General features: G+C 63.0%; 22 protein-coding genes and 2 pseudogenes. 18 read left to right on the top strand and 6 right to left on the bottom strand.

Going from position 1 to position 23,937, the window contains the following annotated elements:
* Window positions 1-27 precede the first annotated feature (27 nt).
* Genes V5B59_RS18980 through V5B59_RS18970 form a run of 3 tightly spaced genes read right to left on the bottom strand, consistent with a single transcriptional unit; the run spans window position 28 to window position 2,148 of the window.
* Window positions 28-792 carry a DUF3047 domain-containing protein gene (locus V5B59_RS18980; protein ID WP_248594727.1) on the bottom strand — a complete coding sequence of 255 codons (765 nt, stop codon included), beginning with the start codon at window positions 790-792 and terminating at the stop codon, window positions 28-30.
* Window positions 789-1,442, bottom strand: coding sequence for a TIGR04282 family arsenosugar biosynthesis glycosyltransferase (locus V5B59_RS18975; RefSeq protein ID WP_034918018.1), 654 nt, complete (start codon window positions 1,440-1,442; stop codon window positions 789-791). Before V5B59_RS18975 ends, V5B59_RS18980 begins: the two co-directional genes overlap by 4 nt.
* On the bottom strand, window positions 1,417-2,148 hold the full coding sequence (locus tag V5B59_RS18970; protein WP_288131943.1) for a TIGR04283 family arsenosugar biosynthesis glycosyltransferase: 732 nt from the start codon (window positions 2,146-2,148) through the stop codon (window positions 1,417-1,419). The genes V5B59_RS18975 and V5B59_RS18970 overlap by 26 nt, the downstream gene beginning before the upstream one ends.
* A 103-nt stretch (window positions 2,149-2,251) precedes the next feature.
* Here V5B59_RS18970 and V5B59_RS18965 point away from each other — a divergent pair.
* A pseudogene (locus V5B59_RS18965) lies at window positions 2,252-3,232 on the top strand (tartrate dehydrogenase); the annotation flags it as partial.
* 33 nt (window positions 3,233-3,265) lie between these two features.
* Here V5B59_RS18965 and V5B59_RS18960 read toward each other — a convergent pair.
* Window positions 3,266-3,457, bottom strand: a complete 192-nt coding sequence (locus V5B59_RS18960) for a YjfB family protein (protein ID WP_034918016.1) — start codon at window positions 3,455-3,457, stop codon at window positions 3,266-3,268.
* A gap of 578 nt (window positions 3,458-4,035) precedes the next feature.
* Here V5B59_RS18960 and V5B59_RS18955 point away from each other — a divergent pair.
* From V5B59_RS18955 to V5B59_RS18895, 13 genes and pseudogenes are all read left to right on the top strand, one after another.
* Window positions 4,036-6,730: pseudogene (locus V5B59_RS18955) on the top strand (nitrate reductase); the annotation flags it as partial.
* A 60-nt stretch (window positions 6,731-6,790) separates the two neighbouring features.
* A complete protein-coding gene (locus V5B59_RS18950; protein ID WP_332352490.1) occupies window positions 6,791-6,943 on the top strand; it encodes a hypothetical protein in 153 nt (50 codons plus the stop codon).
* A 94-nt stretch (window positions 6,944-7,037) separates the two neighbouring features.
* Window positions 7,038-7,232 (top strand): hypothetical protein, encoded by a 195-nt coding sequence (locus tag V5B59_RS18945; protein ID WP_332352228.1) that lies wholly within the window; start codon window positions 7,038-7,040, stop codon window positions 7,230-7,232.
* Between the two features lie 116 nt (window positions 7,233-7,348).
* Window positions 7,349-8,776 (top strand): acyltransferase family protein, encoded by a 1,428-nt coding sequence (locus V5B59_RS18940; RefSeq protein WP_332352227.1) that lies wholly within the window; start codon window positions 7,349-7,351, stop codon window positions 8,774-8,776.
* Between the two features lie 136 nt (window positions 8,777-8,912).
* Window positions 8,913-9,482: an aminodeoxychorismate/anthranilate synthase component II gene (locus V5B59_RS18935; RefSeq protein WP_169069717.1), complete on the top strand. Its 570-nt coding sequence runs from the start codon at window positions 8,913-8,915 to the stop codon at window positions 9,480-9,482.
* Window positions 9,479-10,504 (top strand): anthranilate phosphoribosyltransferase, encoded by a 1,026-nt coding sequence (trpD, locus tag V5B59_RS18930; RefSeq protein WP_169069718.1) that lies wholly within the window; start codon window positions 9,479-9,481, stop codon window positions 10,502-10,504. Before V5B59_RS18935 ends, trpD begins: the two co-directional genes overlap by 4 nt.
* A 23-nt stretch (window positions 10,505-10,527) precedes the next feature.
* Window positions 10,528-10,707: a hypothetical protein gene (locus tag V5B59_RS18925; RefSeq protein ID WP_034920260.1), complete on the top strand. Its 180-nt coding sequence runs from the start codon at window positions 10,528-10,530 to the stop codon at window positions 10,705-10,707.
* A complete protein-coding gene (gene trpC, locus V5B59_RS18920) occupies window positions 10,704-11,492 on the top strand; it encodes an indole-3-glycerol phosphate synthase TrpC (RefSeq protein WP_169069719.1) in 789 nt (262 codons plus the stop codon). Before V5B59_RS18925 ends, trpC begins: the two co-directional genes overlap by 4 nt.
* A 336-nt stretch (window positions 11,493-11,828) precedes the next feature.
* Window positions 11,829-13,025: a porin gene (locus V5B59_RS18915; protein ID WP_169069720.1), complete on the top strand. Its 1,197-nt coding sequence runs from the start codon at window positions 11,829-11,831 to the stop codon at window positions 13,023-13,025.
* A 286-nt stretch (window positions 13,026-13,311) separates the two neighbouring features.
* A complete protein-coding gene (locus V5B59_RS18910) occupies window positions 13,312-14,469 on the top strand; it encodes a porin (protein WP_169069721.1) in 1,158 nt (385 codons plus the stop codon).
* Window positions 14,470-14,625: 156 nt separating this feature from the next.
* Window positions 14,626-14,892, top strand: a complete 267-nt coding sequence (rpsT, locus tag V5B59_RS18905) for a 30S ribosomal protein S20 (protein ID WP_169069722.1) — start codon at window positions 14,626-14,628, stop codon at window positions 14,890-14,892.
* Between the two features lie 250 nt (window positions 14,893-15,142).
* Window positions 15,143-15,793 carry a protein-L-isoaspartate O-methyltransferase family protein gene (locus V5B59_RS18900; RefSeq protein ID WP_169069746.1) on the top strand — a complete coding sequence of 217 codons (651 nt, stop codon included), beginning with the start codon at window positions 15,143-15,145 and terminating at the stop codon, window positions 15,791-15,793.
* Between the two features lie 100 nt (window positions 15,794-15,893).
* Complete coding sequence (locus tag V5B59_RS18895; protein WP_169069723.1) at window positions 15,894-17,237, top strand: TolC family outer membrane protein; 1,344 nt, start codon at window positions 15,894-15,896, stop codon at window positions 17,235-17,237.
* Here the strand turns inward: V5B59_RS18895 and waaA are convergent.
* Window positions 17,212-18,486: a lipid IV(A) 3-deoxy-D-manno-octulosonic acid transferase gene (gene waaA / locus V5B59_RS18890; RefSeq protein WP_169069724.1), complete on the bottom strand. Its 1,275-nt coding sequence runs from the start codon at window positions 18,484-18,486 to the stop codon at window positions 17,212-17,214. The two genes, V5B59_RS18895 and waaA, sit on opposite strands and share 26 nt — an antisense overlap.
* Window positions 18,483-19,439 (bottom strand): lipopolysaccharide heptosyltransferase I, encoded by a 957-nt coding sequence (gene waaC / locus V5B59_RS18885; RefSeq protein ID WP_169069725.1) that lies wholly within the window; start codon window positions 19,437-19,439, stop codon window positions 18,483-18,485. Before waaC ends, waaA begins: the two co-directional genes overlap by 4 nt.
* 152 nt (window positions 19,440-19,591) lie before the next feature.
* Between waaC and V5B59_RS18880 the strand changes: the two genes are divergently transcribed.
* From V5B59_RS18880 to V5B59_RS18865, 4 genes are all read left to right on the top strand, one after another.
* The gene (locus V5B59_RS18880) at window positions 19,592-21,013 is read left to right on the top strand and encodes a mannose-1-phosphate guanylyltransferase/mannose-6-phosphate isomerase (protein WP_169069726.1); all 1,422 of its coding nucleotides are present in this window, start codon (window positions 19,592-19,594) and stop codon (window positions 21,011-21,013) included.
* Window positions 21,014-21,109: 96 nt separating this feature from the next.
* Complete coding sequence (rfbB, locus tag V5B59_RS18875; protein WP_034908802.1) at window positions 21,110-22,177, top strand: dTDP-glucose 4,6-dehydratase; 1,068 nt, start codon at window positions 21,110-21,112, stop codon at window positions 22,175-22,177.
* Window positions 22,174-23,070: a dTDP-4-dehydrorhamnose reductase gene (gene rfbD, locus V5B59_RS18870; RefSeq protein ID WP_034908804.1), complete on the top strand. Its 897-nt coding sequence runs from the start codon at window positions 22,174-22,176 to the stop codon at window positions 23,068-23,070. The genes rfbB and rfbD overlap by 4 nt, the downstream gene beginning before the upstream one ends.
* A gap of 53 nt (window positions 23,071-23,123) precedes the next feature.
* A complete protein-coding gene (locus V5B59_RS18865; RefSeq protein ID WP_034908806.1) occupies window positions 23,124-23,933 on the top strand; it encodes a sulfite exporter TauE/SafE family protein in 810 nt (269 codons plus the stop codon).
* The last annotated feature ends 4 nt before the right edge of the window (window positions 23,934-23,937 follow it).

The raw sequence follows: 23,937 nt of genomic DNA, 5'->3' as shown, positions 1-23,937 counted from the left end.
ACGATCGACGGACGGTCCATGAGATCTTCACGGTCGTGCCTCGAACCACAGGTCACCGAAGTGGGTCTCGACGCGATCGCCGGTGTTGTCGGTGTCGGCGGCGAGGGCAACACCCGAGATCGCCGGCACCGGATCGCCGAAGGCCGCACGAAAATCGGCGGCGACATCGCGAACGACCTCCCGCCATTTTCCGGAGTGCGCGTTGCCGGAATCGACGACGATCATCCGCAGGCGATCGCTATAGGCATTCCATCCCGATTCGCCGGCGACTTGCGCCGTACCCCAGACGTAGCACAGCGCTGCTGCCGGCAGATTGGCGCCATACAGGACGCGCGCCGCAGCGATCTTCATGCGGTCGCCGACACCGAGCCGCTCCGGTGGCAGATCGAACAGGACATAGACACGCGCGGCGTAATCGTCACCGGCCTTGCGCCGCAGGTCCGATCCGGAAACTGCCTTGGAAACTCGCCAGCGCCATCGCAGCAAGGGTGTCACCGCCGGGTCAACGCGCTCTGCGATTGCCAGACTCGACGCCGAGTGGTCGGAAATCACCCGCAGCACCGTCACGCCAGCATCGGCCAGCAGATCGAAACGGTTCGGCCGCTCGACCGAGGGCAAGGTCTGATGCAGCCATTCCTTCGGCAAATGATTTCCCGGCAGCGCGGCAGAAAACCTCGGCAGCTCGACTCGCCTGGCGTCGGCGCGCGCCGGGCAGACTGAAAACCCGCTGACGACGCCGATGACCGGGGTCATCAGCAGCGCCAGCGAAGCCCACCGGCGTCTGGTATTCATTGGCTCCATTCGACAAATCCTTCCAGAGTGGCCAGGCGCAGCAGGTCGGCCGGCCGATCGACATCCCACAGCCGGGGCAGCTCGCCCCAGCGCAGCCCCGACCCGGACAGGCGCTGCCGCGTCTGGGCCATGACCCGCTCGCTCCCCCACTCGATGGCCGCGAAGAGTTGCGGCTGCGGACAACGCAGGCCGACGAGCACGTAACCACCATCTTCAGCGGGAATGAACACCGCGTCCTTGGCGTGCTGGCGCTCTTCGAGCAGGATCTTGGCGGCAGCCACCAGATGCGCCGGCTGCAGCGCCGGACAGTCGCTGCCGATCAGCAGCAACGGTCCGGCCTGCGCCGCAAAAGCCGCCGCCATGCGTTCGCCGAGGTCCAGGCCCGACTGGCCGCACAGATCGACATCGCAACAGCGCTGCACGGCACGAAAGAAGCGCTGCTGGTCGTCCGGTGTTCCCCAAAGCGTCACTCTGCCGATCGCCGCAGCCTGCGCGACCGCCAGCGCATGCAGGATCAGCCGGCGTTGCAGGCGGGCGGCGCCGACCGCACCGAGGGCTGGAATCAGGCGGGTCTTGGCGGCACCGGCCTGTGGCGCGCGCGCAAAGACGGCGATGCCGAGTGGCTCAGCGCTGGCGCGGCAGATAGCCATAGCGAATCGCCAGTTGCTGCGGGTCCGCACCCAGAAAATAACTCGCGCGCAGGCGCCACATCAGCAAAATCGTTCGCAGAACGCCGTGTTTCTGCCAGCGTCGCCCGGAGGTCAGTACCCGTTCGCGCAGGCAGGCTGGTCGGCAGATGCGCTTGAGCCGCTTCGACAAGGCAATGTCCTCCATCAATGGCAGTTCGGGATAGCCGCCAAGGCGCTCGAAAACCTCGCGGCGAACGAAAATCGCCTGATCGCCGGTGGCAATGCCGCTCAGGCGCGAGCGCCAGTTCATCATCGATTCGACGACTCGCAGCAGTGGCTGGCGTCCGTCAATGCGCACGTCGAAGCGTCCCCAGGCGGCACCGCCCGCAATCGCGGCTCGGATCAGCCCGTCGGCCGCTGGCGGCAGCGTGGTGTCGGCGTGCAGAAAGAGCAGCACCTCGCCCTGGCTCGCATTTGCCCCCGCGTTCATCTGCGATGCCCGGCCACGCGGCGATTCGAGCAGCCGGTCGACCCCTGGCCGCGCCAGATCCGGCGTGCCGTCGCTACTGCCGCCATCGACCAGCAGCAGCTCGGCGCCGCGGCCGCGCAGTTCCTGAAGCACCGCTACCTGCGCGCGGATTGTCGCCGCTTCATTGAGCACGGGGAGGATCAGCGAAAGGAAAGGGCGCTTGGTCGAGATTTGCATGGTCAGCAGGGAATGGTGCATGAGCTAGGGCGGAAAGCGCCTTGCCGGGCAGAGATTCTGGGGCTTGGCTGGCGAGTGATCAAGGCCGTCGGCGATCTGGATTGTCGGGATTGTCTGGAAAATCCAGTGGGACGAGTTCGACTGGAGCTGCGACTACTACCTCAAGCACGGCCGCATGCTGCCCGATGACTGGAAGGAGCGGATCGGCCAGCACGCTGCGATATTCTTCGGCGCCGTCGGCTGGCCGGAGAAGGTACCCGACCACGTGTCGCTATGGGGTTCGCTGCTCAAGTTCCGGCGCGAGTTCGACCAGTACGCCAACCTGCGCCCGGTGCGCCTGATGCCGGGCATCCCGACGCCGCTCGCTGGCCGCGAGGTCGGTGACATCGATTTCTACGTCGTCCGCGAAAACACCGAGGGTGAGTATTCGAGCATCGGCGGCCGCATTTTCGAGGGCAGCGAGAACGAGACGGTCGTCCAGGAAAGTATCTTCACCCGCCGCGGCGTCGACCGGATCCTCAAATTCGCCTTCGAACTCGCGCGGCAGCGAGCAAAGCAACATGTCACCTCGGCGACCAAGTCGAACGGCATCGCGATCTCGATGCCCTACTGGGACGAGCGCTTCGCGGCGATGGCCGCGCAGTATCCCGACATCCGCAGCGACAAGTACCACATCGACATTCTCACTGCGCACTTCGTTCGCCACCCCGACTGGTTCGACGTGGTCGTCGCCTCGAACCTGTTCGGCGACATCCTCTCGGACCTCGGTCCCGCCTGCACCGGCACCATCGGCATCGCGCCATCGGCCAACCTCAATCCCGAGCGCCGGCATCCCTCGTTGTTCGAACCGGTGCATGGCTCAGCACCGGACATCTACGGCCAGGGCATTGCCAACCCGGTCGGCCAGATCTGGTGCGGCGCGATGATGCTCGAACATCTGGGCTACAGCGCAGCGGCGGCAGCGGTCATGGCGGCAATCGAAACGGTCCTTGCCGAGGGGACGCGCACGCCGGACATGGGCGGCAAGGCGAGTACCGTCGACGTCGGCAAGGCGATCGCCGCGCTGGTCGCAAGCGCCGCACGCCCATCCGGCGAGGACGCTTGATCCGGGACCACCGACAGCGGGCGCTGCTACGACCTAAGCCGAGATATCGACTCGATTGCCCAGATTCGGCGGATTGCTGGCCACCGGCGAAGCCGCTTCAAGCAGTTGCAGCGCGCCTTTCTCCTGTACGTCGATGGCCTTTTTCAGTACCGCCATCTGCACCGCCTCTGCAGTTCTGGCCTGACTCATTTCAGTCGCCGCAGCGGCGATTCCGGTTACGTTCATGATCTCTACTCCTATGATTGGTTACCCCGTATATGGTTTCACGGCACATCCGGCCGATTCTTGAGGGTAGAACTGTAGCTCCCTTGCAGGAAAACTGCTCCAGCTCTCGATGGGCGACAAGCCCGGCTCGACGAGCAGCGTCCCGGCCGCCATCAAGGCATCCCAGAGACTGCCGCTGCACCGGTAAGCTTCTCTGGCCGCCAATTGGCAGTGGCGCGCCAGAGACCAGGACGCCACTATCGGCCAGTTCGACGCCAGGACCTCAGCATCCTGGACGACGTACTGCTGCGCGTTGACACGGCAGCACGGACCGCAGCGCCGACCTCGAAACATGCCCTGGTCTACAGGTAGCCGGGCGGCAGGAAGGGATCATCCGGTTCGCCGGCCGAGCGCCAGGCTCCCTGCAGCAGTGTCGGCAATTGCTGACGAGCGGTCAAAATGCCCCGCATTGAGGCAGCAGCGCCCCGCAGCGCACCATGACGAGGCGCAATTGCCGGCAAAATGCCGGTCAGACACGCCATCTCCATGATTTATCATGGTGGCACACCTATTGCTATGCACAATCAGGAGCAATAGTCATGAACCAGCAAATCAAATCCACCTGTTGTTACTGCGGCGTCGGTTGCGGGCTGCTGATTGAATCCGCAGACGGGCAGATCGTCGGGGTGCGCGGCGACCCCGAGCACCCCGCCAACCTCGGCCGTCTGTGCAGCAAGGGCGCGACGCTGCACCTGACGGCGCGGCCGGACTATCGCCTGCTGCATCCGGAACTGCGCCTGGATCGCAGTCAGCCGCGCCAGCGTGTCGGCTGGGAAGCGGCGCTCGATCATGCTGCCGGCCGCTTTGCCGAGATCATTCGCGCGCATGGGCCGGACAGCGTCGCCTTCTACGTCTCCGGGCAGTTGCTCACCGAGGACTATTACGTCTTCAACAAGCTCGCCAAGGGGCTGATCGGCACCAACAACATCGACACCAACTCGCGCCTGTGCATGTCCTCGGCGGTGGCCGGTTACAAGCAGACACTCGGCGCCGATGCACCACCGTGCTGTTACGAGGACATCGCCCTGGCCGACTGCCTGCTGATTGCCGGCGCCAACCCGGCGGTCGCGCATCCGATCGTTTTTCGTCGCATCGAGGATGCGCGCGCAGCCCATCCGGAGCTGCGGATCATCGTCATCGACCCGCGCCGCAGCGAAACCGCCGCGCTTGCCGATCTGCACCTGGCGCTCAAGCCCGGCACCGACATCGCGCTTTACAACGGCCTGCTCAACGTCCTGCTCGGCGAACAACTCGTCGATCGCGACTACATCGCGCTGCATACCGAGGGCTTCGACGAACTCGAAGCAATCGTTGCCGCCTACCCGCCAGCGGCGGTGGCCGAGATCTGCGGCCTCGCCGAAACCGACATCATCCAGGCGGCACGCTGGTTCGGTACTGCCGGCGCGGCGCTGTCGCTGTACTGCCAGGGACTCAACCAGTCGTCGCACGGCACGCACAACAACGCAGCGCTGATCCACCTGCATCTGGCGACCGGCCAGATCGGTCGCCCCGGCGCCGGTCCCCTTCTCGCTGACCGGACAGCCGAACGCCATGGGCGGCCGTGAAGTCGGTGGCCTGGCCAACCTGCTTTCAGCGCACCGCGACCTCGCCAACTCCAAACACCGGGATGAAGTGGCGAGCCTGTGGGGCGTCCCGTCGGTACCCGCAGCGCCCGGCAGGACCGCCATCGAACTCTTTGCGGGGCTCAAGCGCGGGGTGGTCAAGGCGGTCTGGATCGCCTGCACCAATCCTGCGCAATCGCTGCCCGACCAGGCCGAAGTACGCGCCGCGCTGCAGGCCGCCGATTTCGTCGTGCTGCAGGAAGCCTACGCCAACACCGACACCGCCGCCTATGCCGACCTGCTGCTGCCGGCTACTACCTGGGGGGAAAAGGAGGGAACGGTCACCAACTCCGAGCGCCGCATCACGCACCTGACCCCGGCGCTCAGCCCCGCCCGGCGAGGCGCGCCACGACTGGCAGATCGCCGTCGATTTCGCGCGTCGTCTCGGCGCCCGCCTCGATCAGCCGCTGACCGGAAATTGTTTCCCTACACCAACGCCGAAGCGATCTTCAACGAGCATCGCGAGAGCACGCGCGGGCGCGATCTCGACATCACCGGCCTGAGCTATGCGCTGCTCGACGCAGCCGGCCCGCAGCAGTGGCCCATGCCCGAGGGCGCCAGCCACGGACGCCAGCGCCTGTACGAAGACGGCGTCTTTGCGACCCCCGGCGGGCGTGCGCGTTTCGTCCAGGTCGAGCACCAGCCGACTGCCGAAAGCACCGACGCAGCGCGCCCGATCAGCCTGCTCTCCGGCCGTCTGCGTGACCAGTGGCACGGCATGAGCCGTACCGGCAGCGTCGCGCGGCTGTTCAATCTCGACGACGAGCCGCTGCTGTCGATGCACCCGGACGACCTGCAGCAACGCGGCCTGGTCGCCGGCGATCTGGCGCAGGTGGACAGTGCGCGCGGCGACATCGTCGTACGCGTCAAGTCGGATGCCGGTCTGACTCGAGGCAGCGCCTGGCTGCCGATGCACTGGGGCAGCCAGTTCATGAACAGCGCCGGCGTCAATGCACTGACCACCTCGGCACGCGATCCCTACTCGCATCAACCCGAACTCAAGCACGCCGCGGTCGCGGTCAACAAGGCCGAACTGCCGTGGCAACTGGTAATCCTGCGCAAGGCCGGGGTTGGCGAGCTGGCCGCGCTCGCCCTGCTCGCCAGGGCGCGGACGCTGCTCGGCGAGTTCGCTTTCGCCAGCGTCGGACTCTACGGTCGCGCGAGCCGCTGGTGATCTTCCGTGCAGCGCACCCGCAGGCGCTGCCGGAAAGTCGCCTGCAGGAAATCGACAGCCTGTTCGGTCTCGGCGACGAAGCGGCAGCGATCGTCTATGTAGACCAACGCCGCCAGATCAGCAAGCGCGCGCTGGCACCGGACGGCAAGCTGATCGGCGTTCGTCTCGCCGGCGAGACGCAGGCAGAGGTGTGGCTCAAGGAGGTGATGGCCGACGACACGCTCGACGCCGAGCTGATCCGCTGGGCCGTCGCGCCGATCGGCAAGCGCCCCGGAAAACTGCCGGTACGCAGTCGCGTCGTCTGCAAATGCGCCGACGTCACCGCCGCGCAGATCGCGACCGACATCGCTAGCCGGCGCGACGCTGGCCGTGCTGCAGGAGCAGCGGAAATGCGGTACCTTCTGTGGTTCATGTCTGCCGGAACTCCGACAGATGATTTCTGACCAGGCACTGCACGCCAGCGATGCAAGCCGTGCTGTGAACACAGCGGGAGGGGGTATGAATTTCGCGTTGTTCATCAGGGAGATCGGACGTGGCGCGACAGGCGCGCGCGACCTGTCACGCGGCGACGCGCAGCAGCTCTACGGCGCGATGCTCGATGGCGAGGTCCCGATCTCGAACTCGGGGCGATCGCCATCGCGCTGCGCATGAAGACCGAGACGGTCGACGAAATGGGCGGTTTTCTCGCCGCCGCGAGCGATCGCCTGCCGACCCTGCGGCGCCCCCCTGCGGAAAGATCCGCCCGGTGGTCATCCCGACCTACAACGGCGCGCGCCGCAACGCCAATCTGACGCCGCTGCTGGCGCTGCTGCTGCAGCGCTTCGGCGTTCCGGTGCTGCTGCACGGCTTGAGCGACGATTACGGGCGGGTCACCAGCGAGCAGGTGCTGCAGCGAGTACGGCCTGCTGGCGAGCGGCAGCCTGCAGGAGGCGCAACCTGATCGATCAACGCCGCGTCGCCTACCTGCCGCTGCCGCTGCTCTCTCCCGGCCTCGACCGCCAGCTTGCCCTGCGCATCCGTCTGGGCCTGCGCAACAGCGCGCACAGCCTGGTCAAGATGCTCGATCCTTTTCAGGGCGATTCCCTGCTGCTCGCCGCGGCGACGCACCCCGATTACCTCGCAGCATGCGCGCGCGTGCTCACCGGCACGGCGCCAACGCGCTCCTGCTGCGCGGCACCGAAGGCGAACCCTTCGCCAATCCCAAGCGCCGCCCGACTGATCGAGCACCTCCACGACGGCGTCAGCGACATCCTCTTCGAAGCCGAACACGACAGCCTCAGAAACCTGCCGCAGCTCCCGAGAACTGCGACGCCAAAGCCACGGTCGCCTGGATGCGCCGCGTCCTCGCCGGCGAAGTCTCGCTGCCGCTACCGATCGCCAACCAGCTTGCCTGCTGTCTCTATGCCTGCGGTCGGGCAACCGATTTCATCAGGCGAAGGCGCTTGGTGGCGGTGGAGGGAAACAGGTTGGCGATGGTTTACGCTGCTTACCCTGAGCAATTTCGGGTTTTCCGGCGTGCACATGTTCTTCGTGATCAGCGGCCTGATCATCTACCATGCGCACCGCCACGACGTGGACAATTTCTACAGGGTTCCGGATTACCTTCTCAAGCGGCTGGTGCGCATTTATCCGCTGTACTGGATCGTGTTCATCGTCTCGGGCGGCTGGAAGGTGTTCGCCAACCGCATGGAGGTCGGCGACTTTTTCCTGAACGCCCTGTTATTCACGTCCAGCAAATCCTTGCTCGTCGCAGTCGCCTGGACGCTGGCTTACGAGATGGTGTTCTACGGCATTTTCATCACCTTCATCCTCAAGAGGTCGCTGGGGATGCTGGTCTTCGCCACCTGGTTCGTGCTGGTCGCGCTCAATGATCACTACCACTTCGCCAACCTGATCGGCCTCAACCTGATCAATACCCTGTTCATGCTCGGCCTGCTCACCTCGGCCACGGTGATGGCGCTGCGCAAGCAGCTAAGCAAGAACAGTCGCGACTGGATCGGCATCGTCAGTCTCGTCGCCGGCACGCTGGTTTTCGTCGGCACCGCCTGTTGGTACATTCTGCTCGACGATCCAAAACTGCCCGTCTGGGACAATCTGACCTTGACCCTGGGTTTCGGAACAGGCAGCGCGCTGCTCCTGCTCGCTTCGGTCTCGGCAAGACTCGAAGGCTTGTGGAAAAGACAGCGCTGGCTCCTGTTGATCGGCGACGCCTCGTACTCGATCTACCTGGTACATTTCTTTTTCCAGAAACGCGTATCCAACGGGCTCCGTTCGCTCGACTGGGTACCTGCGGGCGAGAAGACGCAGGCCAAGGCGCTCCTGCTGCTGGCCGTGATCATGGCCATTTCGATTGCCTGCGGCATCATCATTCACAAGTGGATTGAAAAACCCGTTCTCGCCAAGTGCCGGGAATGGCTCAAAATAGGCGGCTCTGCCCGGCCGCATGACCATCCCCAAGCCCAGAGAGCCACCTCTCCGAGTTAACTCGATTGTATGCGACAATGCCATATGTAAGGGCGTATCGGCGCCAACCGCCCGCAGCGGATGACAGACCAGTGGCTGGATGGAATCTCCACGGATCGGTGATCGGGGCGAATCAATCAGGGAGATCGCTCCAAACATGCTGCTGATGATCGATAACTATGACTCATTCACCTACAATCTCGTCCAGTATTTTGGCGAGCTCGGACAGGATGTCAGAGTCTTCCGTAACGATGCCATCTCGATTGCCGAGATCACGCGCCTGAAGCCGGCCTTGCTGGTGATCTCTCCCGGCCCGTGCGCACCGGCACAAGCCGGCATTTCTCTGGCGGCGATTCGCGAATTTGCGGGCAGGATTCCCCTGCTCGGGGTATGCCTTGGCCATCAGGCAATCGGTGAGGCTTTCGGTGGCCGCGTCGTGCACGCCCGCAAGTTGATGCATGGCAAGGTATCGCCGGTCAAGCACACGGACCAGGGTGTCTTTCGTGGCCTGCCCAGCCCGCTGACCTGCACACGCTATCATTCTCTGGCCGTCGAACGCGACTCCCTGCCGGCCTGCCTGGAAATCACCGCCTGGACGGACGACGGCGAGATCATGGGCCTGCGCCACAAAACACTGGCCGTCGAGGGAGTCCAGTTCCATCCGGAATCGATCCTGACCGAGCGCGGCCACGATCTCTTGCAGAACTTCCTCGAGGAGTACAAATGAAGCCCCAGGATGCACTGGCGCGGGTCATCGAACACCGCGAAATCTTCCACGACGAAATGATTTCCCTGATGCGCCAGATCATGAGCGGTGAAGTCACACCAGTGATGATTGCGGCGATCATCGTCGGCCTGCGCGTCAAAAAGGAAACGATCGGCGAAATCTCGGCAGCGGCGCAGGTCATGCGCGAATTGTCGACCAAGGTGCAGGTCAGTGACCGCGCCCGCCTGGTCGATACCTGCGGGACCGGTGGTGACGGTGCCCAGACCTTCAACATCTCGACCGCTGCGATGTTCGTTGCAGCCGCGGCCGGGGCACGCGTTGCCAAGCATGGTGGGCGATCCGTCTCGTCGCAGTCAGGCAGCGCCGACGTTCTCGAAGCCCTCGGTGTCAATATCCACCTCACACCGGCACAGGTCGGACAGAGCGTCGACGAGGTCGGCATCGGCTTCATGTTTGCTCCCAATCATCACAGTGCCATGAAGCACGCGGCGCCGGTACGCCGCGAACTCGGCGTGCGCACGCTGTTCAACATCCTGGGGCCATTGACCAACCCGGCCAACGCGGCCAATCAGGTACTGGGCGTCTTTCATCCCGATCTGGTCGGCATCCAGGTGCGTGTCTTGCAGCGCCTCGGCAGTTCGCACGCACTCGTCGTTTTCGGCCGCGAAGGCCTCGACGAAATCTCGATCTCCGGCGAAACCCTGGTCGGCGAACTGAAGAACGGCCGCGTCGAGGAATACACGCTCCACCCCGAGCAGTTCAACCTGCCGGTGCACGACCCGAGGGTTCTGCGCGTGGCCAACGTCGAGGAGTCCAAAACCATGTTGCTGGCCGCGCTCGAAGACCGGATTGGTGCCGCGCGCGACATCGTCGCCCTCAACGCCGGCGCCAGCATCTACGTCAGTGGCCTGGCCGCGACGCTGGCGGATGGAGTCGATAAGGCTTTCGAAGCGCTCACCTCGGGTGCCGCGCGCGCCCGGCTCGACGATTTCGTGAAATTCACGCGACGCTTTGCGGCCTGATGGACTTGCCGGGAGGATTTGCCATGGCAAGACCACAGCTTGAACGACACTTCGACGCGGCAGCTTATCTCGCCTGGGAAGAGACTCAGGAAGAGCGTCACGAATACCTGTCGGGTGAAGTGTTCGCCATGCTGGGCGTGCGCCAGGCACACAATCTCGCGACCCTGAACCCGTATACCAGTTTGCGCCAGGCGCTCAAATGAGCGACGTCCTCAAGCGGATTCTTGCCGTCAAGCGTGACGAAGTCGCCACGTCGAAAGTCGAAACCCCGCTCGCCGCGATGCGCAGCGCAGCCGAAGCACAGCCAGTGCCGCGCGATTTTCTTGGCGCAATCCGGAACCGAATCGCCGCCGGCAAGCCGGCAGTGATCGCCGAGATCAAGAAGGCCAGCCCGTCCAGAGGCGTCCTGCGTTCTGATTTTCGCCCCGCCCGGATCGCTGCCAGTTATGAACAACATGGCGCGGCATGTCTATCGGTGCTCACCGACCGTCGGTTTTTCCAGGGGGCACCAGCATACCTGCAGGCGGCGCGTGCCGCCTGTGAATTGCCGGTGTTGCGCAAGGACTTTCTGATTGACGCGTATCAGGTTCACGAAACCAGGGCGATGGATGCCGATGCGATCCTGCTCATCGCTGCGGCACTCGATCTGCCAGCGATGCGTGATTTTGAAGCCATCGCCGACAGTCTCGGCATGGCGGTGCTCGTCGAAGTGCATAATGCTCAGGAGCTTGATCTCGCCTTGCAGCTTCGCACCTTGCTGATCGGTATCAACAACCGCAACCTGCGCAGCTTCGAAGTCAACCTGCAAAACACCCTTGAACTTCTGCCCTATCTCCCGGCTGACCGCATCGTCGTCACTGAAAGCGGCATCCTCTCTACCCGCGACGTGCAACTGGTGCGCGACCATGGCGTCAATGCCTTTCTCGTTGGCGAAGCCTTCATGCGTGCTGTCGACCCTGGCGAAGCGCTGGCCGAGTTGTTCACCTGAATCTTATTAGCGCCGTCCAGCCCGTACGGCAAGCGGAACGAATGCTTCTGCGCGCTTGCATCGTGTTCGACCGACCGGCCCCCAAGCCTGACCTGAATACAAACTGCCCATGCGCAGCAACCAGGCTGCCGAGGCGCACTTTCCCAAGACAAATGGCGAGTCCTGTTGCAAAAACCCAACAACCTCTGGCCCGCATTCCAGGAAAGCGTTCAGGGAACTTGCTCAGGCCATCGCCGTTTGCCAGAATCGCTGCAACTTCTCGTTTCTTTTTCGAGAGGTCCAGTTTGATGGAGCAGCAGCGAGCTTCATTGATCTCAAACCTAGAGGAGATTCACCATGCAAAAGAAACTCATCGCACTGGCAGTCGCCAGCCTGGCCTCGGGCGCTGCTTTTGCCCAGACCAACGTCACCATGTACGGTATTGCCGATGCCGGCTATGCGTATAGCACCGGCGACGCCGGCAATGGTATTCGCAACGTCGCCGGCGTCCCGGTACGCGTAAATGTTCCGGGCACCAACACCTTCAGCGGCATCGTTTCCGGCATTCTCAGCGGCTCGCGCCTCGGTTTTCGTGGTGAGGAAGCACTCGGCAACGGCCTGAAGGCGATCTTCACGCTCGAGTACTCGCTCAACATCGACAACAACAGCGGCGTCGGCAACACCGGCGGCCTCAACGCCCGCCAGCAGTACGTCGGCCTCTCCGGCGCCACCTGGGGTACCGTCGCTCTTGGTCGCCAGTATTCTCCGGGTTACCAGGCAACGGTCAATAACGACCCGATGGGTGGTGCCCTGGTCGAATCGCAATCCTTCCTTTCCGCCAACGCCGGTTACACCATCACCCCGAACAGCCCCGCTCGCTGGGACAACGCTCTGACCTACACCAGCCCGAATTGGGGCGGTTTCAGCGCCAAGGCCATCTACTCCTTCGGTGAGACCACGGACGCCGCCGGCACCTACAACGACAAGAACGTCAGCGTAACGGATAACAGCAAGTGGGCTGTCGGTGCCAACTATGCCAACGGCCCGCTCAACGTCGACCTGGTCTATCAGGCACGCGACAACATCCGGCCGTCTGGCACTCTCGCCATCAACTCGTTTGATACCCAGGAATGGTACATTGGTGCCAGCTTTGACCTGAAAATGGTCAAGCTCATGGGTAGCTGGCAGGGCATGAACGTCAGCAACTCTTCGCGGCTGATCAACAACAGCCAGGTCGACAGCCAGCTCTGGCAGGTTGGCGCAGTCATCCCGGTTCTCGCCGCCAGCAACATTCATCTGGGCTATGCCCAGCTGATGATGGATGGCAACAATCGGGCTGTGGTTCCGCTGACCGGCGACTCGCAGTCTGCCACCCTGGCCTGGACGACCGCCTTGTCGAAGCGCACCACCTTCTATGCAGGTTATGTCTGGGCCTCGAACGACAAAAAGGGCATTGCCGCAGCCCCGGTGGGTGGTGGCCTCCTGACCGGCGCGATTGGCTCGCGTGGCGAGGACAACAATACCTTCCTGGCGGGCATCCGTCACACCTTCTAATTTGACGTTGCTCCATTGCTTCCTGAAACGGGCGCTTCGGCGCCCGTTTTTTTTTTCGTGAATCGTGCTGACCAGGCTGCGAATCTTGATCCGTTCAGCAACGTGACTAAAATACAACAATCTCTCTGCTCGGCTTTTCATGATCACTCATAAAGCTTGCCCCACCCCCGTGCCGCCTGCCACAATCGAGTCGACTTTCGCCGTTGGCTGCGCAGACGCATCGATACAGACGACTGGTGAAGAAATATTTTTTCTTCATTTTTTTGACCTACAGGAGAACTCACAAATGCAAAAGAAACTGATTGCCCTGGCAGTTGCCGGTCTGGCATCGGGTATTGCTTCCGCGCAGACCAACGTCACCATGTACGGCGTACTTGACTTGGCCTATGCTTACAGTTCAGGTAACGCCGGACGCAATGGTCTCGGAATCAAGATTCCGGGCACGAACACCTTCAGCGGTATTACCGGCGTCGGCGCCGGGAATCGCCTCGGCTTCAAGGGCGAAGAAGCGCTGGGCAATGGCCTGAAAGCAGTGTTTACCCTCGAGTACGGCCTCGACCCGGACCTCAACTGCGGCATCGGCACCTGCGGTCTGAACGCCCGCCAGCAGTTCGTCGGACTGGCGAGCAACTATGGTACCGTCGCACTCGGTCGTCAATACGCTCCGGGTTTTAACGCGACCGCCAACAACGACGCACTCGACGCGAGCGATTTTGGCATTCAATCGAGCCTCAGTGCGATCAATGGCATGACGATCACGCCGAACAGCCCGGCCCGTTTCAACAACGCCATCACCTATACCAGTCCCGATCTGTCCGGCTTCAAGGCAAGTGCCATTTACAGCTTCGGCGAGACCCGCGACGCTTCTGGCGGCTACAACGACAAGCAGGTCAGTACCACGGATAACGGCAAATACGGTCTTGGCCTCAACTATGCCAATGGTCCGATCAATTTCGACGCCGTCTGGCAATCGCGTACCAATGTCGTTGTCCCGACCGCTGCCCCTCCATACCAGTTGGCCGGTACCGGCAAGAGCATCAACGAATGGTACGTCGGCGGCAGTTACGACTTCAAGATCGTCAAGGCTTTTGCCAGCTACCAGGCTCTCGACAACAACAACAATGTGCGCAGGTACGGCGGGATCGATTCCAGCGACCTCTGGACCGTTGGTCTGACCGCACCGATCGGTCGCGGCACCCTCGGGCTGAGCTATGGCAGGCTGACGACCGACCGCAACTATGCCTCGGATGGCGTCAGCTGGGGTGCCGGAACCCAGTACACCTATCCGCTGTCGAAGCGTACCTCCTTGTATGCAGCCTACAGCTATTTCAGCAACAACAACAACGTTCTCCTTCCTGGTCAAGCAATCGCCATACCGGGAATCGTCGGTGCCACAGGCGAAAGCAACTACGCACTCGGTACCGGCATTACACACAGCTTCTGATTCCAGTCTGTTCGCAGCATCAACGGGCGCCCTGGCGCCCGTTTTTTCACCGAAGAAGCAACACCGACCAAACATCTCGCTTGCGTCCAGAGCTGGCATTCTGTATAATTTTCGCCTTTCGACCCAAGCACCAGTTTTTGATAGGGAAAAACATCCATGGCCAATAGCGCACAAGCTCGCAAGCGTGCCCGCCAAGCCGTCAAGCAACGCGCCCACAACACCAGCCTGCGCTCCAGCCTGCGGACCGCCGTCAAGCGTGTGCAAAAGGCCATTCTGGCTGGCGACAAAGCGGCGGCGCAGAGCATTTACCAGGAGTCGGTATCGGTGATCGACCGCATCGCCGACAAGAAGATCATCCACAAGAACAAGGCCGCACGCCACAAGAGCCGCCTTTCGGCTCAGGTCAAGAGCCTCGGCGCATAAGCTTTCCTGGATCGTCTGAAGCGGCGCCTGCGGGCGCCGTTTCTTTTGGTCGACAGGCTGGGCCCCATCCACAGGCAAAACCCGCCCAGTGCCATCCGCTTGGCCCGTGCTCACGCTGCCCGCATACCCCTTGCGCCGAATCGCAGTGGGCGGGGGCTTGGCGATCAAGGTATAATCTTGCGATCGAGAGTCAATATTAGATCGTGCTAATATTACCATTGTGACGGGGAATGTTATGGCTGCGGTGAAGATGGACATGGAACAGGCTCGCTTCAACATGATCGAGCAACAGATCCGCCCTTGGGAGGTGCTGGATCCGGAAGTACTGGGAGTGCTTGCAGCAGTCAAGCGTGAAGTCTTCGTCCCCGAGGCGTTCAAGGCACTGGCGTTTGCCGACCTGGAGTTACCGATTGGCAACGGCCAGACGATGCTGCCGCCGAAGATCGAGGCGCGCATTCTCCAGGAAGTGGGGGTCAGGAACACCGACATCGTTCTTGAGGTGGGTACCGGCAGTGGGCATATGGCCGCTCTTCTCGCTTCAAAGGCCGAGTATGTCTATAGCGTCGAGATCGATCCGGTCCTCGCCGAAACCGCCCGCCGTAACCTGCGGCGTGCCGGCGTAACCAACGTCAGCGTCGAAACGGGTGACGCCTCACAGGGCTGGTCCGGCCACTCCCCCTACGATCTGATCGTCATCTCGGGTTCCCTGCCCGAACTGCCCGACGTATTTCTGCAGCAACTCAAGCTTGGCGGCCGCCTCACGGCGTTCATCGGTGAAGCGCCGGTGATGGAAGCTCAGTTGATCATTCGCACCGATGACAAGGCGTTCAACACCATCAATTTCTTTGAAACCGTGGTCGCGCCCTTGACCACCAGGAAGCGCCAGAGCTTCGTCTTCTAACGGCCTCCTGGCGCTCGATGCAGCACCTCCCTGCGCTCGAACTGGCCAACTGGCTGTTGGCGGCAACAACTCCGTCGCCTGCTGAAAGTGAGTTCGTGTCATGCCCCTGAAACTCCGCGCCGGCAGGATCAGCCTCGTGCTGGTGGCTCTCCTGTCGGCTGCTTCCGCAAGGGCAGCCGACCTGCTGCAGGTCTATCGCAATGCCCTCGCCTACGACGCCCAGTACGCGGCTGCGCGTGCGGCCGCCGAAGCCGGACGCGAGAAGCTACCGCAGGCGCTCGCCGGCCTGTTGCCGACCATCGGGGCGACCGGCAACACCTTCTGGAACGACACCAACTACAAGGTCACGATCGGACCCGACCGGCAAAGCTACCAGAACAAGTACAACAGCAACAGCTTTGGCGTGAACCTGACGCAACCGCTGTTCCGCTGGCAGAATTTCGTCCAGTACGGTCAGTCGAAGCTGCTGCTGATGCAGACCGAGGCCAACTTTGCGCAGGCCGGACAGGATCTGATCCTGCGCGTCGCCCAGGCGTATTTTGACGTGCTCTTCGCGATCGAGAACCTGCGCGCGGTGCAGGCCAACAAGACGGCGATCGCTCAGCAACTCGAACAGGCGAAGAAGAATTTCGAGGTCGGCACGGCAACCATCACCGATACCTATGAATCGCAATCGCGCTTCGACCTGGCGACTGCGCAGGAGATCGCTGCCGACAATGACCTGGAAGTGAAGCGTTATGCGCTACGCGTGCTGGTCGGCAAGGATCCGGGGGAACTGAATCGGCTGAAACCGCAAGCGGTGATGGAACCACCGCAACCGGCAAGCATGGAACCATGGGTAGAGGCGGCAGAACGTGACAGTTTTATCGTCCAGGCACAACAGGCAGCAGCCGAAGCGGCCAGCAAGGGAGTCGACATCAGCCGTGCGGCTCATTATCCGACGCTCGATGTAGTCGCCAACTACGGGCAGAACAATGGCCCGGGGCAGTTTGGGGTCGGCTCGATCGACACCAGCACCGGCCAGATTGGCCTACAGCTCAATATCCCGATTTTTCAGGGCGGGGCTGTCAACTCGCGAACCCGTGAAGCCATTGCCAGGCGCGACGGGGAACGGGCCTCGCTGGACAATGCAATCCGCAACGCAGCCCTCGGCGCGCGCCAGTCCTATCTCGGCGTGGTCAATGGCCTCGCCGGAGTTCGCGCACTCGAAGCGGCGCTGGTTTCCAGTCTCAGCTCACTGGAGTCGAACCGGCTGGGCTACGAGGTCGGGGTACGTATCAACATCGACGTGCTCAATGCCGAGAATCAGGTCTACGTCACCCGGCGCGATCTGGCCAAAGCTCGTTTCGACACCCTGATCAGCCAGCTCAGGTTGAAGGCTGCGGTTGGATCGCTCGCCGAAAGCGACCTGGAACGGATCAATTCGCTGTTCGAAGCGCCATAAGCCGCTCGATCAATGCCATGGTGCGCGCCGTCGCTCCGCGGTGCGTCTGACTGAAAGTTTTCGCGGCAGCACGCATGGCCAGCAGCGCTTGCGGATGCTGGAGCAGATCTCTTGCCGCAATGGCCGCTTCGCTGGCATTCGAAACCGCACGCGCAGCCCCGCAAGCAATGGCATCTGCACTGGCCTGGGCAAAGTTGAAGCGATGCGGGCCAAGCAGGACCGGGCAGCCGCAGGCAGCCGCCTCGATCAGGTTCTGGCCGCCAAAAGGCAGCAAGGTACCCCCCATCAGGGTCAGATCAGCGAGCGCGTAAAAGGCGGCCATTTCACCCATGCTGTCGCCCAGCCAGACCTGCATTTCGCGGCCTGGCAAGGTTTCCGCACTTCTGCGGCAGAATGCCAGCCCGCGCTTGCCAATCAGTTCGGCGACCTCGGCAAAACGTTGCGGATGACGCGGCACCAGCAGCAAGAGCAAGTCGGGAATGTTCATTCCCATGAAGGCTTCGAGAATCAGCGCTTCCTCGCCTTCTCGTGTACTGGCGGCCAGCCAGACCGGGCGGGCAGAGAGCGCCTGCCGCCAGCAAGCTCCCTGCCGGAGCATGGCCGGCGCCGGGGTTACATCGAACTTGAGGTTGCCGCAGACGCTGACCTGGCGAGCGCCGATCTTCTGCAGGCGTTCGGCGTCGGCGGCGGTCTGTGCCGCAATCGCGCTCAACGATGCCAGGGCTGGCCGGATCAGGCTCGGCAAGCGTGCATAGCCGCGCTGCGAACGTGCGGACAGGCGAGCGTTGATCAAAGCCATCGGCAGCTTGCGTCGCCTGGCCGCCTCGATCAGGTTGGGCCACACTTCAGTTTCCATCAGCAAGCCGATTTGGGGCTGAAAGTGGTCGAGAAAGCGCCCGCAGGCAGCAGGCAGGTCATAAGGCAGATAGGCCTGCATCAGCCGCCCGGGATGCCGCGCCAGCAACTCCTGAGCGGTCGTCCGACCGGTCGGCGTCATGTGCGTCAGCAGCACACCGTGCCCAGGGTAGGCACGCAGCAGCGAATCGATCAGCGGTGCCGCGGCACGTGTCTCGCCGACCGAAACGGCGTGCAGCCAGAGCAGCGGCAGGGGTGGACGCGAGGCGTAGAAGCCGTGCCGCTCGCCCAGCTGCTGCAGGTACTCGGGCTGCCGGCGCGCTCGCCAGAGCAGGCGCAGCCAGACCAGCGGCATGGCCAGATAGAAGAGCAGCGAATACAGCAGACGGCTCATCGGCGCAGGATCTGCTCGGTGACCGTCAGCACCTCGCTGACCGACGGCGGAGCACCGGCGCCGCCGAGATTGCGTACGATGCCGCTGCCATGGACTCCGGTCAGCGCCGGGTCGGTCGCGATGTACAGGGCGATGACCGGTACGCGCAGGGCCGCGGCGAGGTGCGCGAGGCCGGTATCGACGCCAATGGTCAGGCTGGCCCGTGCAATCAGCGCGGCGACCTGCGGCAGGCTCAGAGGTGGCGCCAGCACTGCAGCCGTGACCGCGGCGGCGATACGTTCGGCACGTTGCCGTTCGACCGCGTTGCCGGCCGGCAGGACCGGCGTCAGTCCGCGCTCGCCAAGAGCCTGGCCAAGCTCGCACCAGTGCATTTCATCCCACAGCTTGTCGTCGCGACTGGTCGCCGTCAGCAGAACCACCAGACGATCTGCACTGAGCCAGTCGGTTTCGATCGTCGGCGCCGAAATCCCGTAGTCGAGCGGCAGGTCGACCGGGTAGTCGAAAGCAGCAGCAGCCAGCCAGCGGTTGCGTTGTACCGCATGCACATTGCGAGGAATGACGAAGGTCTGGTCATAGAACCGCGCTGCCAGGGGTTCACGCGCGGCTTCGGCGGCATAACCGCAATGCCTGCCCTGCGCTTGCCGAGCAATCAGCGCGCTCTTCAGCAATCCTTGCGTATCGAGCACGATGTCGTACGCCTTGCGGCTGATGAGTCGCCGGAAATCGCGCAGTTCACGCCAGGTGGCAAGCCGGCCAAGGTGCCGGCGCCAACGTCTGAGGGCAACCGGAATGACTTGGTCGAGCGCCGGATGCAGACGGGGAATATCGGCAAAGGACTCCTCGACACACCAGTCAATCCGCGCTCCGGGAAAGACATGACGCAGATCGCTGAGCACCGGCAGGTTGTGAATTACGTCACCGAGCGACGAGGTCTTTACCAGTAGGATGCGCATCGCTGGGCCAGGGTGATGAAGGCGGTAGCCGGGAAGTGCGCATTATAGGAGATGCCCAGCCTGCTGCACGGCTGGCGCACCATTGAAGCGCTATAATGCCGCCTCTTGCCATCCCTTCGCGGCGAGTCGGCCCTGTTCTGGAGACGCTGCAAATGAACTCCCCCATGATTCGTCCGGTCGTCCTTTGTGGAGGATCCGGGACCCGTCTGTGGCCGCTTTCGCGAACGCATTATCCCAAGCAGTTTCTGCGTCTGGTGGATGATTTTTCGCTGCTCCAGAACACCTTGCGACGACTCGACGGCCTCGCAGGACTTGGCAGGGCAATTGCCGTGGCCAACGAAAACCACCGTTTCCTGGTCGCCGAACAACTCCTGGAGATCGGGCTGCAGGCCGACATCCTGCTTGAGCCGGCCGCGCGCAATACCGCGCCTGCGGTCGCAGCGGCAGCGCTGCAGGCACTCGGTGAGGAAGGGGAGAAAGCTGCGCCGCTGCTGCTGGTGCTTCCCTCGGATCACGTGATTGCCGATGTCGCCGCTTTCCAGGACGCAGTCAGGGGGGCGATTCCGCACGCCAACGCCGGAGCTCTGGTCACCTTTGGTGTGTTGGCTGACCGCCCGGAAACCGGCTACGGCTATATTCGCCGTGGCGATCCAGTCAGCGGGGGCTATGCCCTCGCTCGTTTCGTCGAAAAACCCGATCCTGAAACTGCGCAAGCCTACCTGGATTCGGGCGACTACTTCTGGAATAGCGGCATGTTCCTGTTCCGCGCCGACACTTATCTCGAGGCACTCGACCGCTTCGCGCCGGCCATCCGCAACTGCGTTGCCACATCGATGGCGAGTGCGCGCCGCGATCTCGATTTTCTCCGCCTCGACCCGGTCGCTTTCGCGGCCAGCCCGTCGATCTCGATCGATTACGCAGTCATGGAAAAGACCGAGCGGGGGGTGGTCATTCCGCTCTCTGCCGGCTGGAACGACATCGGTGCCTGGGATGCGCTATCGACCATCGGCCAGACCGGTGCCAACAGCAACACACAACGCGGCGACGTGCACAGCGTCGACACCCGCGATTGCGTCCTGATCTCCGAAGGACGATTGCTCGCCACGGTGGGGGTCAGGGATCTGATCGTGATCGCCACCCCCGACGCGGTATTGGTGGCCGACAAGTCGAAAGCGCAGGAGGTCAAGGCGCTGGTCGAAGAATTGAAGTGCGCGACACGTTGCGAAACCGAATTCCGGCACATCGTGCATCGCCCCTGGGGTAGCTACGAGGGGTTGGCGAACGGCCCGCGCTATCAGGTCAAGCGCATCCTGGTCAAGCCAGGCGCGAGCCTCAGTCTGCAGAAGCATCATCATCGTGCCGAGCACTGGGTCGTCGTCAAGGGCACGGCGCTGATCGCGCGCGGCAACGAATCGCTGCTGCTCTCCGAAAACCAGTCGACCTATATTCCGCTCGGCGTGGTGCATCGCCTGGAAAACCCCGGCAAGATCGACCTCGAAATCGTCGAGGTTCAGTCCGGCAGCTACCTGGGAGAAGATGACATCGTTCGTCTGGAAGACAGCTACGGCAGATGAGTCCGATCGCCGATACCACCTTGACCTGGATTACGCCATGATCCGCCCGCCGGTCGCGACACGCATTCCCCCCACCCTGCTTGAAAGGCTCTCCCCATGATTCTGGTTACTGGCGGTGCCGGCTTTATCGGAGCCAACTTCGTTCTCGACTGGCTGGCACAGAGCGACGAGGCGCTGCTCAACCTCGACAAGCTGAGCTATGCGGGCAATCGCGAAAACCTCGCCTCGCTGACCAATGACCCGCGGCACCTCTTCGTGCACGGCGACATTGGCGACAGCGAACTGACGGACCGCCTGCTGGCGCAATACCAGCCGCGCGCGATCCTCAACTTCGCCGCCGAATCGCACGTCGACCGCTCGATCCACGGCCCGGAAGACTTCATCCAGACCAACATCGTCGGCACCTTCCATCTGCTGGAAGCCGTGCGCGCTTACTGGAACGGCCTGCCCGACGAGGCCAGACGGGGCTTCCGCTTCCTGCAGGTATCCACCGACGAGGTCTATGGCTCCTTGTCCAGAGACGAACCCGCCTTCAGCGAAACCCATCGCTACGAACCCAACAGTCCCTACTCGGCGAGCAAGGCAGCGAGCGACCACCTGGTACGCGCCTACCACCACACCTATGGCCTGCCGGTGCTCACCACCAACTGCTCGAACAACTACGGCCCCTACCACTTCCCCGAGAAGCTGATCCCGCTGATCATCGTCAACGCTCTCGCCGGCAAACCCTTGCCGATCTATGGCGACGGTCAGCAGATTCGCGACTGGCTGTACGTCAAGGACCACTGCAGTGCCATCCGGCGCGTACTCGATGCCGGTCGTCCCGGCGAGACCTACAATATCGGCGGCTGGAACGAAAAAACCAATCTCGACATTGTGCATACGGTCTGTGCGCTGCTCGACGAGATCAGTCCGCGCGCCGACGGCAAGCCCTACCACGAACAGATCCGCTACGTGACCGATCGGCCAGGCCACGATCGACGCTACGCCATCGACGCCCGCAAGATCGAAAGGGAACTGGGCTGGAAACCGGCCGAAACCTTCGACACCGGTATTCGCAAGACTGTGCAGTGGTATCTGCAAAATCAGGACTGGGTTCGCCATGTCCAGTCCGGCGCCTACCGCGATTGGGTCGAGAAGAACTACGGCGAGCGCCAGCCATGAAGATCCTGCTCTTCGGCAAGCGCGGACAGGTCGGCTGGGAATTGCAGCGCAGCCTGGCGCCGCTTGGTCAGATCGTCGCCCTCGATTACGAAGGGGAAGGCAGCCTGTGCGGCAGTTTCACCGATCTCGCGGGACTGGCCGCCTGCGTGCGCGCAGTCGCTCCCGACGTCATCGTCAACGCTGCCGCTCATACGGCGGTCGACAAGGCCGAGTCGGAACCCGATCTGGCGAGAACCATCAACGCCCTGGCTCCCGGCGTTCTGGCCGAGGAAGCCGAGCGCCTCGGTGCCTGGCTGGTGCATTACTCGACCGACTACGTGTTTGACGGCAGCGGCGACTCGCCGTGGCGGGAAAGCGACCCGACCGGCCCGCTCGGGGTCTACGGAAAGACCAAACTCGCAGGCGAGCAGGCCGTGGCCTGCTGCGACCGGCATCTGATCTTCCGCACCAGTTGGGTCTTTGCCGCGCGCGGCAACAACTTTGCTCGGACCATGCTGCGCTTGGCGAGCGAGCGCGATCAACTCCAGGTCGTCGCTGACCAGATCGGCGCGCCGACTGGCGCCGAACTGCTGGCGGACGTCACCGCACACGCCATTCGCAGCGTGCAGCAGCGTCCTGCCCTCGCCGGTCTCTACCATTTGGTGGCCGGCGGCGAAACCAGTTGGCACGGCTACGCACGGCACGTCATCGAACATGCCCGCCAGGCCGGCCGAGCGATTCGGGTCGCTCCGGAAGCCATCGAAGCCGTGCCCAGCAGCGCCTACCCGCTCCCCGCGCCACGCCCCCGCAACTCTCGTCTCGACACGCGCAAGCTGCAGGCCGCCTTTGACCTGGTCCTGCCGGATTGGCAAACGGGGGTGGACCGCATGTTGCTGGAAATCCTCGACCAATAAGTCCATAAGTGATGGTGAACAACGCAGCGCACAGATTCTGAGGGGAAGCAAAATTGCTCTGGTGGCTGGCATATATCGCACTGGGTCTGTTTACCGGTTTCTTCGCCGGCATGCTCGGCATTGGCGGCGGACTGGTGATGGTGCCGGCGCTGACCATGATGTTCGCCGCGCAGGCGGGCTTTCCGCCGGCGGAAGTTCTCCATCTGGCCCTTGGAACGGCGATGGCGGCGATCCTGTTCACCTCGCTGGCCAGTCTGCGTGCGCATCACCAGCATGGCGCAGTGTTGTGGAAGATCGTCGCCCAGATCACGCCGGGGATTCTCGTCGGGACACTGCTCGGCACGCTCTTCGCCGCCAGTGTCCCGGCAAAACCACTGGCCGTGTTCTTCACGGCTTTCGTTTGCTGCGTGGCCGTGCAGATGATCCTCAACCTGAAGCCGAAAGCATCGCGCGAATTGCCGGGTGCCGGCGGCGTTTTTGCCGTCGGTAGCGGCATCGGTGCGGTCTCGGCACTGGTCGCCATCGGCGGCGGTGCGCTGACCGTGCCCTTCCTGACCTGGTGCAACGTGCGCGTGCAGCATGCCATCGGCACTTCGGCAGCGGTCGGTTTTCCGATCGCGCTGGGCGGCTCGCTGGGCTACATCTTCAACGGCTGGGGGCACGCCGAATTGCCACAGTGGAGCCTTGGCTACGTGTATCTGCCGGCCTTGCTCTGGCTGGTGCCTGCGAGCATGCTGACGGCCCCGCTGGGGGCGGGGCTGGCGCACCGTCTGCCGGTGGCCACCTTGAAACGCGTTTTCGCAGGCGTCCTGATCCTGCTGGCGGCAAAAATGCTGTGGGGACTCTTCGTCGGAAAAGGATGAACTG

Source organism: Candidatus Accumulibacter contiguus, assembly GCF_036625285.1.
GTDB lineage: Bacteria > Pseudomonadota > Gammaproteobacteria > Burkholderiales > Rhodocyclaceae > Accumulibacter > Accumulibacter contiguus.
This window is presented reverse-complemented; position numbering and strand designations above follow the sequence as displayed.

Coding starts and splice junctions, on each gene's coding strand:
- V5B59_RS18915 (WP_169069720.1), top strand. CDS start 11,829: ATGCAAAAGAAACTCATCGCACTGGCAGTCGCCAGCCTGGCCTCGGGC.
- trpD (WP_169069718.1), top strand. CDS start 9,479: ATGAAGCCCCAGGATGCACTGGCGCGGGTCATCGAACACCGCGAAATC.
- rpsT (WP_169069722.1), top strand. CDS start 14,626: ATGGCCAATAGCGCACAAGCTCGCAAGCGTGCCCGCCAAGCCGTCAAG.
- V5B59_RS18975 (WP_034918018.1), bottom strand. CDS start 1,442: ATGGCTATCTGCCGCGCCAGCGCTGAGCCACTCGGCATCGCCGTCTTT.
- V5B59_RS18880 (WP_169069726.1), top strand. CDS start 19,592: ATGAACTCCCCCATGATTCGTCCGGTCGTCCTTTGTGGAGGATCCGGG.
- V5B59_RS18935 (WP_169069717.1), top strand. CDS start 8,913: ATGCTGCTGATGATCGATAACTATGACTCATTCACCTACAATCTCGTC.
- V5B59_RS18940 (WP_332352227.1), top strand. CDS start 7,349: ATGCTCGATCCTTTTCAGGGCGATTCCCTGCTGCTCGCCGCGGCGACG.
- waaA (WP_169069724.1), bottom strand. CDS start 18,486: ATGAGCCGTCTGCTGTATTCGCTGCTCTTCTATCTGGCCATGCCGCTG.
- V5B59_RS18910 (WP_169069721.1), top strand. CDS start 13,312: ATGCAAAAGAAACTGATTGCCCTGGCAGTTGCCGGTCTGGCATCGGGT.
- V5B59_RS18970 (WP_288131943.1), bottom strand. CDS start 2,148: ATGCACCATTCCCTGCTGACCATGCAAATCTCGACCAAGCGCCCTTTC.
- rfbD (WP_034908804.1), top strand. CDS start 22,174: ATGAAGATCCTGCTCTTCGGCAAGCGCGGACAGGTCGGCTGGGAATTG.
- V5B59_RS18980 (WP_248594727.1), bottom strand. CDS start 792: ATGAATACCAGACGCCGGTGGGCTTCGCTGGCGCTGCTGATGACCCCG.
- rfbB (WP_034908802.1), top strand. CDS start 21,110: ATGATTCTGGTTACTGGCGGTGCCGGCTTTATCGGAGCCAACTTCGTT.
- trpC (WP_169069719.1), top strand. CDS start 10,704: ATGAGCGACGTCCTCAAGCGGATTCTTGCCGTCAAGCGTGACGAAGTC.
- waaC (WP_169069725.1), bottom strand. CDS start 19,439: ATGCGCATCCTACTGGTAAAGACCTCGTCGCTCGGTGACGTAATTCAC.
- V5B59_RS18950 (WP_332352490.1), top strand. CDS start 6,791: ATGAATTTCGCGTTGTTCATCAGGGAGATCGGACGTGGCGCGACAGGC.
- V5B59_RS18895 (WP_169069723.1), top strand. CDS start 15,894: ATGCCCCTGAAACTCCGCGCCGGCAGGATCAGCCTCGTGCTGGTGGCT.
- V5B59_RS18960 (WP_034918016.1), bottom strand. CDS start 3,457: ATGAACGTAACCGGAATCGCCGCTGCGGCGACTGAAATGAGTCAGGCC.
- V5B59_RS18900 (WP_169069746.1), top strand. CDS start 15,143: ATGGACATGGAACAGGCTCGCTTCAACATGATCGAGCAACAGATCCGC.
- V5B59_RS18925 (WP_034920260.1), top strand. CDS start 10,528: ATGGCAAGACCACAGCTTGAACGACACTTCGACGCGGCAGCTTATCTC.